General features: G+C 71.7%; 8 protein-coding genes. 2 read left to right on the plus strand and 6 right to left on the minus strand.

Annotation, left to right across the window (positions count from 1 at the left end; translation table 11 throughout):
• Nucleotides 1-32: 32 nt before the first annotated feature.
• From ACH4MY_RS17965 to ACH4MY_RS17990, 6 genes are all read right to left on the minus strand, one after another.
• Nucleotides 33-1,004: an ABC transporter substrate-binding protein gene (locus ACH4MY_RS17965; RefSeq protein WP_398004061.1), complete on the minus strand. Its 972-nt coding sequence runs from the start codon at nt 1,002-1,004 to the stop codon at nt 33-35.
• Nucleotide 1,005: 1 nt separating this feature from the next.
• Nucleotides 1,006-2,973 carry an ABC transporter permease gene (locus ACH4MY_RS17970; protein ID WP_398004063.1) on the minus strand — a complete coding sequence of 656 codons (1,968 nt, stop codon included), beginning with the start codon at nt 2,971-2,973 and terminating at the stop codon, nt 1,006-1,008.
• Nucleotides 2,974-3,079: 106 nt separating this feature from the next.
• Nucleotides 3,080-4,150: a glycine betaine/L-proline ABC transporter ATP-binding protein gene (locus ACH4MY_RS17975; protein ID WP_398004065.1), complete on the minus strand. Its 1,071-nt coding sequence runs from the start codon at nt 4,148-4,150 to the stop codon at nt 3,080-3,082.
• A gap of 2 nt (nt 4,151-4,152) precedes the next feature.
• Complete coding sequence (locus tag ACH4MY_RS17980; RefSeq protein WP_398004067.1) at nt 4,153-5,673, minus strand: GMC family oxidoreductase; 1,521 nt, start codon at nt 5,671-5,673, stop codon at nt 4,153-4,155.
• Nucleotides 5,670-7,178: an aldehyde dehydrogenase family protein gene (locus ACH4MY_RS17985; protein ID WP_398004069.1), complete on the minus strand. Its 1,509-nt coding sequence runs from the start codon at nt 7,176-7,178 to the stop codon at nt 5,670-5,672. Before ACH4MY_RS17985 ends, ACH4MY_RS17980 begins: the two co-directional genes overlap by 4 nt.
• Nucleotides 7,179-7,408: 230 nt before the next feature.
• A complete protein-coding gene (locus ACH4MY_RS17990; RefSeq protein ID WP_398004070.1) occupies nt 7,409-8,311 on the minus strand; it encodes an endonuclease I family protein in 903 nt (300 codons plus the stop codon).
• Between the two features lie 314 nt (nt 8,312-8,625).
• Between ACH4MY_RS17990 and ACH4MY_RS17995 the strand changes: the two genes are divergently transcribed.
• Together ACH4MY_RS17995 and ACH4MY_RS18000 are read left to right on the plus strand one after the other, a co-directional pair.
• Nucleotides 8,626-12,747: a hypothetical protein gene (locus ACH4MY_RS17995; RefSeq protein WP_398004072.1), complete on the plus strand. Its 4,122-nt coding sequence runs from the start codon at nt 8,626-8,628 to the stop codon at nt 12,745-12,747.
• 355 nt (nt 12,748-13,102) lie between these two features.
• On the plus strand, nt 13,103-14,376 hold a 1,274-nt coding region (locus ACH4MY_RS18000; RefSeq protein ID WP_398004074.1), incomplete at its 3' end, for a cellulase family glycosylhydrolase.

A 14,376-nucleotide genomic window follows, 5' to 3' on the forward strand; every position in this document is an offset into this window, starting at 1 on the left:
CCGGGTCACCGACCCGGCCCGCCGCACCCCGGTCAGGACGGGAGCCACGTCCGCCAGGTCGCCTCGTTCTCCTTCACCCAGCGGCCCGCGGCCTCCTGCGGCGACAGCTTCTGGTCCGCGATCATGAGGGCGACGTCGTTCTGCATGCCGGTCGTCCACCGGAACTTCTTCAGGAAGGCCGCCGCGTCACCTCCGCCGCCGGCGAAGCGGGCGTTGAGGAACTTCTGCAGCGGTGTGTGCGGGTAGGCGCAGGCCACCTTCTCCGGGTCGGCGTCGCAGCCCTCCTTGTAGGCGGGCAGCTTCACCTCCGTCATCGGGACCTTCTCGAACAGCCACTGGGGCTTGTACCAGTAGCTCAGGAAGGGCTTCTTCTCCTTGGCGAACTGCTTGATCTGGGTGATCTGCGCCGCCTCCGAGCCCGCGAACACGACCTGGTAGTCGAGGTCCAGGCTGTTCACCAGCGCCTTGTCGTTCGTCACGTACGACGGGGAGCCGTCGAGGAGCTGGCCCTTGCCGCCGCTCTCCGCGGTGCGGAACTCGTCGGCGTACTTGTTCAGGTTCCTCCAGTCGGTGACGTCCGGGTGCTTCTCCGCGAAGTACGTCGGCACGAACCAGCCGATGTGGCCGGTCACCCCGAGATCGCCACCGCGCTCGATCGTCCCCTTGTCGTCGATGTACCGCTTCTCCTGCTCCGGGTGTCCCCAGTCCTCCAGGATGGCGTCCACCCTGCCCTGGCTGAGGGCGTCCCAGGCGGGTACCTCGTCGATCTGCACGGTGTCCACCCGATAGCCGAGCTCGTGTTCGAGCAGGTACTGGGCGACGGCGACGTTGGCCTGCGCCCCCACCCACGACTGCACGGAGAGCGTCACCGTACGGGAGCCCTTCGCGTCGGCGTACGGGGAGGCCTGGCGGGTCATGTCGGCGGCGCCGCAGCCGGTGACGGCCGTCAGGGCGACGGCGGCCGCGAGCGCGGAGCCACCGAGTACGAAGCGTGGGCGAGCCATCTCAGGCCCCCTTTCCTGCGAGGTCACGGCGGCCGGTCGGCTGGGTGACGCGGTCGAGCATCAGGCCGAGGCAGACGATCGCCGCGCCGGCGACCAGTCCGGTCGCCAGGTCGCCCTGGGCGAGGCCGAAGACCGCGTCGTAACCGAGCGCACCGCCGCCCACGAGGCCGCCGATGACGACGACGGCGAGGACCAGCACCACGCCCTGGTTGACGGCGAGCAGCAGCGCCGGGCGTGCCAGCGGGAGTTGCACCTGGAACAGCTGCTGCCGCCCGGTCGCGCCGAGCGAGCGCGAGGACTCCATGGCGGCCGGGTCCACCCCGCGTACGCCCTGGGCCGTGATCCGTACGACCGCCGGCAGCGCGTAGACCACGGCTGCGGCGACGGCCGGGGCTCGGCCCACGCCGAACAGGGCGACCACGGGGATCAGGTACACGAACTGCGGCATCGTCTGGAAGACGTCGAGCACCGGACGCAGCGCGCGTCCCAGGCGGGTGCCGCGGGCCGCGGCGACGCCGAGTGCGACGCCGAGCAGCAGCGTCACGGCGACGGCGGCCAGGACCTGCGACAGGGTGTCGAGCGCCGGGTCCCAGACGCCGAGCACGCCGATCGCGGCCATCGCGAGGACGGCGGTCGCGGCGGTGCGCCAGGTGCCGATGAGCAGGGCGAGGGCGCCGACGGTCACCAGGACCGCCCACCAGGGCAGCCACTGCAGGCCGTCGCGCAGGGGGTTGAGGACCCACGTGGTGAACCGCCCCGCCCAGTCGGCGGTGCCGCCGACGACGGGCACGCCGGAGTAGAGGTGGGCGGTCATCCAGTCGACCGCGCCGTTGACGGGCTCGGCGATGTCGACCGTCCACGCGGCGGGCCAGGAGAGCCGGTCGGACAGACGGCCGGCGACGGCGACGACGGCGGTCGCCACGAGGGCGACGGCCCAGCCGAGCCGGGACCCGGGGGCCGGAGCCGTACCGATCCGCTCCCCCGCCGCGGCGGTGACCCGGTCCAGGACGACGGCGAGCAGCACGATCGGCACGCCGGCGCCGAGTGCGGCACCCACGTCGACGGAGGCCAGCGCCTGGTAGACGCGGTCGCCGAGGCCGCCCGCGCCGATGACGGACGCGATGACGGCCATACCGAGCGCCATCATGATCGACTGGTTGACGCCGAGCAGGAGCTCCTTGCGGGCCAGGGGCAGCCGGGCCGTCAGCAGCCGCTGCCTGCCGGTGGCGCCGAGGGACGCGGCGGCCTCCATCACGCCGGCGTCCGCGCCGCGCAGCCCGAGCGCGGTGAGCCGGGCCATGGGCGGGGCGGCGTAGACGACGGTCGCGAGGACGGCCGCGGGCACGCCGATGCCGAAGACGAGGACGACGGGCAGGAGGTACGCGAAGGCCGGCAGCACCTGCATGGTGTCGAGGACCGGCCGCAGGATCCGGTCCATCCGGTCCGACAGTCCGGCGGCCAGGCCGAGGAGGCCTCCGAGCAGCACCGACGCGGCGACGGCGACGGCCATCAGGGCCAGCGTCTGCATGGTGGGCACCCACATGCCGAGCAGACCGCAGACGCCGAAGGCGGCGACGGACGTCAGCGCGAGCCGGACGCCCGCGACCCGCCAGGCCAGCAGCCCGGCGGCGGCGGTGACGCCGGCCCAGCCGAGGGCGAGCAGCAGGAGGTACACGGCCCGGACGGACACGACCACGACGTTGCTGACGTGCCCGAGGAAGTAGAGGAACAGCGGGTGGCCGTCACGGTTGTCGATGATCCAGTCGCTGGTGCGCCGGAGCGGCCCGGACAGATCGACGGCGAGTGACGCGGGCCAGCTGCCGCCGCCCAGAAGCACGGCGCCGAGAACGAGTACGACGGCCGCACCCGCGCCGATCAGCCGGCCGCGGTGACGCACGAGCGCACGCAGCGCACCGGGCCCGGTGGCGGTCGTGGGACGGGGAGGGGCGGGGGTGACGGTGGCGGTCATCGGCCCCACCGCCCCATGGCCTCGGGTCGGGCGGTGCCGTACCGCGACGATCGGGTCACGGCGTCCGTCGTGCCGCCCGGCGGCGGCCAGGTCGTATGGGAGTACATCAGGCCACCGCCTTCCCCGTCGCGGCCGGGACCCCGGCGACGACACCGAGGAGTCCCGCGTGGTCGACCACACCGAGGCAGCGGCCGTTCTCGACGACCCGCGCGTTCACGCCCGTACGGGCGACGGCCTCGATGGCCTCGTGGACGGTGGCGCTCGGGGCGAGCGCGGGGCCGGCCTCGCGCTCACCGGCGAGCGCGGGGCGCATCGCCGAGCGGACGGTCAGCACCTGCTCGCGCGGCACGTCCCGTACGAAGTCCCTGACGTAGTCGTCGGCGGGGGCGCCCACGATCTCCTCCGGCGTGCCGAGCTGAACGATCCGGCCGTCGCGCATCAGCGCGATGCGGTCGCCGAGCTTCAGTGCCTCGCTCAGGTCGTGCGTGATGAAGACCATCGTGCGTCCCTCCTCCCGGTGCAGGCGGACGACCTCCTCCTGCATGTCGCGGCGGATCAGCGGGTCGAGTGCGCTGAACGGCTCGTCGAACAGCAGGACTTCGGGGTCCACGGCGAGCGCGCGGGCCAGTCCGACCCGCTGCTGCTGACCGCCGGACAACTGGCTCGGCCTGCGGTGCTCCATGCCCTCCAGGCCGACCTTGCTGACGAACTCGGCCGCCCGCTCGCGCCGTTCGCCGCGTCCCACGCCCTGGATCTCCAGCCCGTACGCGATGTTGTCGAGCACGGTCCGGTGCGGCAGCAGCCCGAAGTGCTGGAAGACCATGGCCGCCCGGTGCCGGCGCAGCTCGCGGAGCCGGCCGGTGTCCATGGACAGCACGTCCTCGCCGTCGATGGAGATCGTGCCCGAGGTCGGCTCGATGAGCCGGGTCAGACAGCGTACGAGCGTCGACTTGCCCGAGCCCGACAGGCCCATGACGACGAAGACCTCGCCCTTGCGGACGTCGAAGGAGACGTCGCGGACGGCGGCGGTACAGCCGGTGCGCTCGCGCAGTCCGGCGGCGTCGAGGGAGGCGAGCTCCCGGTCGGCGGGCACGCGGTCGGCCTTCGGACCGAAGACCTTCCACAGCTCCCGTACGGAGAAGACGGACTCAGCGGTGTCCTGCGTCGAACTGTTCATCGTCAGGTGCCTCCCAGCAGGTCGACGCATTTCTCGCCGACCATGAGGACGCCGATCATGGGGTTGACGGCGGTCATGGTCGGGAAGACGGACGCGTCGGCGATCCGGATGTTGTCGAGCCCCCGGATCCTCAGATCGGGTGCGACGACGGCGAGTTCGTCGTCGGCGGAGCCCATCCGGCAGGTGCCGGCCGGGTGGTAGACGGTGTGCGCGACATGACGGGCGTACGCGCTGAGCTCCTCGTCGGAGGTCACCTCGGGCCCCGGGCACACCTCGCGCTTCAGCCAGCCGGCCAGTGGTTCGCTCGCCGCGATCTGCCGGGCGATGCGGATCCCGTCGACGAGGGTCCGGCCGTCGTAGTCGTCCTCGTCGGTGAAGTACCGGAAGTCCAGCGCGGGCTTCACCTCGGGATCGGCGCTCGTCAGGTAGAGCCGGCCCCGGCTGCGCGGCTTGGGGATGTTCGGGGTCATCGACACCCCGTGCGCGGGCCGTTCGTAGCCGATCCGCTCCGGGTTGTCGGTGAAGGGGATCTGGTAGAAGTGGAACATCAGGTCCGGCCCCTCGGCCGCCGGGTCCCGGCGGACGAAGAGACCGGCGTCGGAGTCCATCGCGGAGTTCTCGGGGATCGGTCCGTGCGTCTCCCACACGATGACCGACTCGGGGTGGTCGAGGAGGTTCTCGCCGACGCCCGGCAGGTCGTGCACGACGGGGATGCCGAGCTTCTCCAGGTCCGCGCGCGGCCCGATGCCGGAGTGCAGCAGCAGCCGCGGGGTGTCCACCGCGCCCGCGCACACCAGGACCTCCCGCCGGGCGCGTACGACGTGTTCCTCGCCGTCCTTGGTGCGGATGTGCACGCCGGTGGCGCGGGTGCCTTCGAGCTCCAGCCGGTACGCCCAGGTCTCCAGGGCGATGTGCAGGTTCGGCCGGTCGAGGAACGGGTGCAGGTAGGCGACCGAGGCGGACGACCGCTTGTTGTTCTCCGGGTGGTAGGCGAGGTCGAAGAAGCCGACGCCCTCGTGGAAGGGCTGTCGGTTGAATCCCTCGACGCGGGGGACACCGAGCGCGGTCCGCGCCGCGTCGACGAAGTCGCGGGCTATCGCGTTCCGGTCGGCCTCGTCGACGGGGACGATGTTGTTGCGCAGCCGGGCGAAGTAGGGATCCATGGCCGCCGCGTCCCACCCCTCGGCGCCTGCCTCGGCCCACTCGTCCCAGTCGGAGGGCAGCGGTTTGAAGGCGATGAGGGTGTTGTGCGACGAGCAGCCGCCGAGCACCCGCGCACGGCTGTGGCGGATGTACGAGTTGCCCCGGGGCTGCTCGGTGGTGGGGTAGTCGTAGTCCAGTTCGCCGCCGAGCAGGCCCATCCAGCGGCGCAGGGTGAGGACGTCGTCGCGGCCGACGTCACTGGGGCCGCCCTCGATGACGGCGACGGTGACGTCCGGGTCCTCGGTCAGCCGGGAGGCGATCACCGATCCGGCGGTGCCGCCGCCGACGACGACGTAGTCGTACACATGGTGGTCGTTCATGCCCGGTCCTTCGCCTTCGTGCCCGCGAACCAGCGCACGGGGCGCGGGGCGAGGTTCTGGTAGATGTGCTTGGCCTCGCGGTATTCGGCGAGACCGCTGGGGCCGAGTTCCCGGCCGATGCCGGACTTGCCGAAGCCGCCCCACTCCGCCTGCGGCAGGTAGGGGTGGAAGTCGTTGATCCAGACGGTGCCGTGGCGCAGCCGGGCGGCGACGCGCCGGGCGCGGTCCGCGTCGGAGGTCCACACCGCTCCGGCGAGGCCGTACTCGGTGTCGTTGGCGAGAGCGACGGCCTCGTCCTCCGTGCGGAAGGTCTCCACGGTGAGGACGGGCCCGAAGATCTCCTCGCGGACGACCCGCATTCCGCGGTGGCACCGGTCGAGGACGGTGGGCCGGTAGAAGTAGCCGGGGCCGGGGGGCCGCTCGCCGCCCGCGCGCAGGACCGCGCCCTCGCCGAGGGCGGAGGCCACGTACTCCTCGGTCCTCGCGACCTGCGCCGCGGAGACCAGCGGACCGCATTCGACGCCCTCGTCGGTGCCGCGTCCGAGCCGGATCAGTTCGGCGCGGCGGGCGAGCTCGGCGACGAACCGGTTCCGCAGGGAGTCCTCGATGATGAGGCGGGAGCCGGCGGAGCAGACCTGGCCGCTGTGGATGAAGGCGGCGTTGAGCGCCTGGTCGACGGCGGTGTCGAACGCCTCGGGCGTCGCACAGGCGTCGGCGAAGACGACGTTGGGGTTCTTGCCGCCCAGTTCGAGGGCGACCTTCTTCACGCTGTCGGCAGCCGCCCTGGCGACCTTGGTGCCGCTGACGAGACCGCCCGTGAACGAGACGAGGTCGACGCCGGGGTGCTCGGCGAGCCGGGCGCCGACGGTGTGGCCCGGGCCGGTGACGATGTTGGCCGCGCCGAGCGGCAGTCCGGCCTCCAGGAGCAGTTCGACCAGCACGACGGTGCTCAGCGGGGTGATCTCGCTGGGCTTGATCACGAACGTGTTGCCGGCGGCGAGGGCGGGCGCGATCTTCCAGCTGGCCTGGAGCAGCGGGTAGTTCCACGGTGTGATCAGGGCGCACACCCCGACGGGCTCGTGCACGACGACACTGTGGATGTCGGCCGAACCGGCGTCGACGACCCGCCCGCCGTCCTCCTTCTCCACGAGGTCGGCGAAGTAGAGGAAGGCGTCGCGGACGCAGTCGACGTCGACGCGGCCCTCCTCCAGCGTCTTGCCCGCGTCCTGGCTCTCCAGGGCGCCGATCCGCTCGCGGTCGCGTTCCAGCAGGGCGGCGACCCGCCGCAGCAGGGCGGCCCGGTCGGCGACCGGCGTACGAGGCCAGGAACCGTCGTCGAAAGCGGCTCGTGCCGCGGCCACGGCGTCGTCGGTGTCCTGGACACCGCCCTCCGCCACGACCGCGAAGGCGGTCTCGTCGACGGGGTCGATGATCTCGCGCGTGGTGCCGGACAGGGCTGCGCGCCACTCTCCGCCCACATGGATGGTCTGTTGTGCTGCCGTCACGTCGCGTATGGCCTTTCGTTCCTCTGAATCCCCCTGCCGGTAGCACCGGCGGTTCGGCCGCCTGCCCTGGCTTCTCAGATCCATGCGCGATGCATTGCGGAGAGTGTGCTGACTCACGCTTGAATTCAGCACAAACAAAGACATATGCGCCGATTACGCAAATGGCGTCGACGCGTCCGAGCACGGACCGCCCGGTCCGGTCCGTGCTCGGACGCATGAACGGCCGGATGTCACTTCCAGATCTCGGCGACCCATTCGGGGTGGTCTATGAAGGGGTTCCGGTTCTTCTGGATCGTGAAGATCTTGTCGTTGCGGGACTTCTCGAACGCGTCCGGCGGATCCTGGTCGTTCCACTGCTTGAGCACCGAGAGACGGCCCATCGCCGGCGCCGAACCGTTGTCGACCTGATCGTTGGGTTCGAGGTCGGGGAAGCCGTCGCCGCCGCCGTAGCGGACGGCCATGTAGAGGATCATGCGGGCGACATCGCCCTTGACCGCGTCCCGCGGCTCGAAGGAGTCACCGTCGGAGCGACTGCCGGGAGCCTCGTCGACCGGGTCTCCCCCGTTGTCGAAGTCCAGGTTCCCCCTGGTCGAGTTGACGGTGACGTCCTCGGGGCGCAGGTGGTGGATGTCGGTGCCGGGGCCCGTGGCGGTGCCGAAGTCGCCGTGGGACTTGGCCCAGACGTGCTCGCGGTTCCAGTCGTTCGCTCCGCCGCCGTTGGAGCTCTTGGCCTGAGAGCGCCCGGAGTAGAGCAGGACGACGTTGTCCGGGTTCTCCGGGTCCTCGTCGGTGGTCTTCAGCGCGTCCCAGACCTCGTCGTACGAGAGCGCCGTCTGCTCGCCGATGATCCCGTGGAGAGCGTTCTTCAGCTCGGCGCCGGTCTTGCCGATCGCGCCGTCGTAGTACGTGTCGTCGTACGCGGTGTCGCCGTACGTGCCGCCGTGGCGCGTGTCGCCGTCGCGTGTCTCGCTGTAGTGCGTCTTGCCGTAGTGCGCGTCGTCGTGCGCGCCGGCGCCGGCCGACGGAGGCTCGGCGCCGGAGGCGTACGCCGCGGTGGACGCGGCGACCGCGGCGATGACGACGGCGCTCAGGACGGGGCGCCGCCAGGGACGCTTCCTGTGGTGAGCGGACATGTGTGGGGGGTGTCCTCTCGCTGGGCGGGCACGTCGTCTCGGTCCGGCGATCGACAGGCCCGGACGGTGCCCGACAGACGGATCACAATGGGTGGTTCCGGCCGAGCTTGGCATGTCCCGACCATGAAGGCGTGGACACCGCGCACCCGTCCTGTGACGACACCGTGGAGAGGACAGGTCTCGTACGACGGCGGCGTGCCCACGGTGAATCCCGATCGGCCACCCGCCCGCGGTGCCCTCGACCAGGGCATTTCCACGAGGAGATACGACGAAGTGGCCCACGGAGGTGGCGCCCGCACCGCTACCGTCCTGACATGGGGCGAGAGTCGATACGGGTCGAGGCGTCCGGCGAACGCGCGGTCGGCGCCGGAGGCGAGGTGTACGCCGCCGCGACCGGGGACCACAGCAGCGCCACGTACATCCACAGCCAGGTGAACCACTACGGCCCAGGCGTGACCGCGGTACCGATCGACGAGGCCGCCCGTGACCCGAGGGCGGTGTTCGACGACGTACTGGGCGGCGGATTCACCGGCCGCCGGTGGGCGATCGACCGGGTGGACGAGTTCCTCGCCGGCCGCCGGTCCGGCTATCTGTGGATCGAGGCGGACGCCGGCATGGGGAAGTCCGCGCTGGCGGCGCACCTGGTGCGCGAGCGCGGCTGGTTCGGCCATTTCGTCCGCTGCACCAGGGGAGAGACCGTCCGGGTCGCCCTGCAGAACCTGGCCGCGCAGCTCGTCGAGCACTACGAACTGCGGGACATCGCGCCCGCGGGTCAGCTGTCGGAACGCACCTTCACCCCCGAGGGATTCGTGGCCGTACTCGACCGCGCGGCCGACGCCCAGCGCGCTCGCGACGTGAACGGCCGGATCGTCCTGGTCGTGGACGGGGCGGACGAGGCGGAGCGCCAACCGGGCTGCCTGCCCTGGGGGTTGCCCCGGCTGCTGCCGCCCGGCGTGTTCGTGATCGGCACCTACCGGACCGGCAGCCCCCCGGAGAACACCGAGCCGTCCTCCGGCCTGTTGCGGATCGACGCGGAGGACGAGCGCAACCGGAGCGACCTGATCGCGTACCTGGGCGCCCGGGTCCAGGAGGACGGGACGAAGGCCTGGCTGGCCGAGGCGGGCGTCACCGCGGAGGAGTTCACCTCCCGGGTCGCCGCGCGCAGCGGAGGCGTGTGGATCTACGTGCGGTACGTCCTCGAAGCGATGCGGCTCGACCGCCCGTCGTCCGGCGCGCTGGACGCCCTCCCCCACGGCCTGTGGTCGTACTACGCCGCCCGTCTACGGGACTGGCGCGGCGACGAGCACTGGCGGGACGGCCTGCTGCCGGTGCTGGCGACCCTGGCCGCGGCCGGTGAACCGTTGTCCGCGGCGACGCTGGCCGCGCTGGCCGGGGCGCCCGAGGAGCTGACCCGGGAATGGTGCCAGTACCTGTTGCGGCCCTTTCTGACCGCCACGTCGCACTCGCCCCGCCGGTTCGGGATCCACCACGCCAGCCTCCGCGAGATCCTCACCGGCACCGTCCCCGCCTCCGCCGCGGACCTGACGGACGAGCAACTGTCGTGGGCCGAGGTGCTCGCGCCCGCGACCCGCGCGGCACACGCCCGGGTGGCCGATCGGTACCTGGAGCGATTCGGCGGACTCGACGGTGGCCTGAGCGCCCTGGGCGACGATCCGGCGCTGGCGGAGACCGACGACGGCTACCCGCTGCGGCATCTGGCCGGGCACCTCGCCCGGGCGGGGCGATGGGCGGACCTGCACCGGTTGCTGCGCGCGGGACGGCCCGTCGGGCAGCGCCAGGAGGTGAACGTGTGGTTCACCGCACACGACCGCGCCGACACCTTGGACGCCTACCTGGACGACATCGCCCGCGCCCGCGACGAATGCCGGCAGCGCACCGACCGCGCCGTGGCCGAGTGCAGGCCCGCCACGGCTCTGGCCGAGGAGATCCACTACACGCTCGTCGCCTCTTCCCTCACGAGCCTCACCGAGAACGTGCCCCCCGCGGTTCTCCACCACCTGGTCGCCCAGCACATCTGGAGACCTCCACGGGCCCTGACCTTCGCCCGCGGGCTGACGAGCCACGCGTCGCGGGCACGAGCGCTCGGGTCGCTGGTGCCCCTCATGCCCGCCGAAGGGCAGAGGGAGGTGCTCGACGAGGCGCTGCACGCCGTCGCCGGGATCACCATCGACCACTTCCGCGGCCGGGAACTGGTCAGGACGATCGCGTACATGCCCGCCGGGCACTGGCCCGCGGTGGCGGGAGACGTCCTGGACATCGCGGCCGGCCTGGAGAATCCGGAGGCCCGCGCCCGGACGTTCGCCGGCCTGGTCCGGCATGTGCCGCCCGCGGACCAGGCGGCGACGGCCCGCTCGGCGCAGCTGGCCGGGGAGCGGATCGGTCACCCGGCGGCCCGAGCGCAGGTGCTGACCGATGTGATTCGGTGCATGCCACCGCACCTCCGGCCGCAGGCCGTCGAGGCGGCGGCGAGGGCCGTCTCGACCGTCCCGGACGACCCGTACGGCAGCCGGGCTCGGGCGATCGCCGAGGTACTCGAGCACCTTCCCGACAGCAGTCGGTCGTTCTTGGCGGAGACCGTGCTGTGGACCGCGCACGGCCTGAGGAGTCTCTCCCGCGTCCGGGTCCTGAGACTCGCCGCTCGCCACCTTCCCGCCGAGCGGAGACAGGAGGTGCTGACACAGGTGCTGAACGAGACGACCGCCCTCGTGCACAAGAACGCCCGGGTGCGAGAGCTCGCCGACCTGGCCCCGATGCTGCCCCACGGGCAGCGGGAGAAGGCGATGGACCTCGTCCTGCGGGAGGCCGCGGGAGCCGTCACCGACCCGGACACCCCGCACGATCGCACACGGGTGCTCAAGCATCTGCCCGCCGAGCACCTGCCGGCCGTGCTGGAACAGCTGGTGGAGAGCCTCGACAAGCCGGGCTCGGCCTTCAGCCGTGCCGAGCTGCTGCCCGAGCTCCTCGACGTCATGTCCCCGGACCTCCGCCGTGCGACGACGCAACGGCTCCTGGCCGACGCCGGCGCCGTCGACCGGGGAGACCTCGGCGTGGGGACGGTGACCGTCCTCGTCGAGCACACGACGCCGTCGCATCAACTGGACCTGGCCAGGCGGGTTCTGTCATGGGTGGCCACCACCGACTCCGGGTACTTCCAGGTCCGCACGCTGAAAGAGCTCGTCGAGAACGTGGCACCCGAAAACCGGCGGACGGTGGCCGAGCTGTGCCTGGACACCACGGAGGCGATCTCCCATCCTCCCTACCGCGTCACGGCGGTGGTCGACGCCGCGCGCCACCTGCCCCCGGAGCGGCACGGCGCGCTGCTGGACCGGGCCCTCGACACGGTCGCCGCCGTCACCGACGTACCCCTCAGGGCCCGTGCGCTGGGACAACTCCTTTCCCATCTTCATCTGTTCGGGGACAACCTCCCCGGCGGGCGCGCCCAGGCCCTGCTCGAAGGGACGCTTGCGGACGCCCTCGCCCTCACCGACGGGTACGAGCACGCCCAGGCGCTCGCTCCCCTGCTCGCGAGCGTCCCGCGGGAACGCCGGAACGCGCTGGCCGAACAGGCGCTGGAGGCCATCACCGACGAGCGCACCCCTGCCCTGCCCCTGATCGACCCCTCGCTGCTCGACAGGGTGCTCCTGACGAAGCCCGTGGACCCGGGCCTGCGGGAGGCGACACCGGAAGGAAGTCCCTCCGGCCGCCGGATCACCATGCGTCGACGCGCTGGGTACCGGGCCGATCTGGTGCCGCACCTCTCCGCGGAGCGGCGCCTGGCCATCCTGGAGCGGGCGTGGCACGAAGCCGACGCGATCCACCTGCAGAAGGACCTCGCCAAGGTCCTGAACATGCTGAGCGCCGAGATGCACCGGGCGTCGACGGAGGCCCCGCACACTCGCCCTCGCCCTCGCCATCACGCGACGGAGCCCCCGCACGAGCCGGAGGATTCCGAGCGGCGGCTGGCAAGGGCGCTCGCGGACACCACTCCGCAGCGGCGTGCCGAGGCACTGCTCGAACTGATCGGCCGGCTCCCCCCGGAGCGTCGGCCGGCGGTGGCCGAGCAGGCGTGGACGGCGAGCGCCGCCATGACCGACGCGTACAAACGGGCCGAGGCGGTCACCCGGCTGATCCCTCATCTGCCGGAGCATCTCCTGACTCCCGTACGGGCCTTCCTCGCCGTCCAGCACCGCCCCTCCGGGGCGCCCGCGCTCGTACGCCGGGCCGGGGAGACGATCGCGCACAGTTCGCCGGCGGCCTATGTGGCGTTCCTGCGCGCGGCCACCCAGCGGCTCTCCCGCGGCGACCATCTCTTCGCCCTGCGGTGCGCCGCCCCCGCGCTCGGCCGGCTCGGCGGCCCGGACGCGATCCGGCGCATCGGTGATTCGGTCCTCGTCGTCGGCCGCTGGTGGCCATGACCGAGGCACCCGCGGGGCGCTCGGGGTGGCCCGGTCCGGCCGGGCCGGCCGTCCGGAGTGTTCAGCTGAACCGTGCTCGAATTCGCTGAACACACCAGGCGCGCGCGTGAACCTGACAGTCGGTACACCGCATCGTGCGGCACGGTTTCAGTGAACCGGCTCCATCCACGCATGACCTCGCAGCCACCTGCGTTCCGAGCCTTGACACCGAACCGGCCGACAAGGCCTCATGGTGGGCAATCCCGATGTGCAGACCAGCGGCTCGGTCGCCGAATTCTGACAACGTTGTCTGATGCGTTCGGCCAGAAACCTCGGCACAGACGGGAGACCCCTTCCCATTCCATGAAGGAGAGGCATGAACAAGCCGAGAAGCAGGCGGATCACCGCCGCCGGCAGCGTCCTCGCGGGTGTCGCGGGTCTGCTGCTGCCCGTCTTCGGTCCCACCGGAGCCGCCCAAGCCGCCGACACCGGCATCCACGTCAGCGACGGCCGCGTCTACGAGGCCGACGGCAACGAGTTCGTGATGCGCGGGGTCAACCACGCCCGCGCCTGGTACCCCGAGGAGACCGACGCCATCGCCGACATCTCGGCCAAGGGCGCCAACACCGTCCGTGTCGTCCTCGGCAGCGGCGACCGGTGGACCAGGACCGACACGCCCGAGGTGGCGTCGATCATCGAGGACTGCAAGACCCACAAGGTCATCTGCGTGCTGGAGGTGCACGACACCACCGGTTATGGCGAGGACGGCGCGGCCGCCTCCCTCGACAAGGCCGCCGACTACTGGATCGGCGTCAAGAGCGCTCTGCGGGGCCAGGAGGACTACGTCGTCGTCAACATCGGCAACGAGCCCTTCGGGAACAGCGGTTACACCGCCTGGACCGACGCCACCAAGAACGCCGTCGGGAAGCTGCGCAACGCCGGCATCTCGAACGCCCTCATGGTCGACGCCCCCAACTGGGGCCAGGACTGGTCGAACACCATGCGGAACAACGCCGCCTCGGTCTTCGCCTCCGACCCTCAGCGCAACACGATCTTCTCCATCCACATGTACGGCGTGTACGACACGGCCGCCGAGGTGCAGAGCTACCTCAACCACTTCGTGAGCAACGGACTCCCCATCGTGGTCGGGGAGTTCGGCGACAACCACAGCGACGGAAACCCCGACGAGAACGCCATCATGGCCACCGCCCGCTCGCTGCGCGTCGGCTACCTCGGCTGGTCGTGGAGCGGCAACGGCAGCGGCGTCGAGTACCTCGACATGGTCAACGGCTTCGACCCGGGCTCGCTCACGCCCTGGGGCAACCGATTCCTCAACGGAGCCGACGGAATCTCCACGACCTCGACGCGGGCCACGGTCTACGGCGGCGGGGGCGGCGGTGACACCGGCGGTACGGCCCCCAACGGCTACCCGTACTGCCTGGGCGGCAGCTCCTCCGACCCCGACGGGGACGGCTGGGGCTGGGAGAACCAGCACTCCTGCGTCGTCCGCGGAAGCGCCGCCGACACCGGCGGCGACACCGGCGGAACCGCCCCGAACGGCTACCCGTACTGCCTGGGCGGCAGCTCCTCCGACCCCGACGGGGACGGCTGGGGCTGGGAGAACCAGCACTCCTGCGTCGTCCGCGGAAG

The organism is Streptomyces sp. NPDC017246 (assembly GCF_044331325.1).
Classification (GTDB): Bacteria; Actinomycetota; Actinomycetes; order Streptomycetales; family Streptomycetaceae; genus Streptomyces.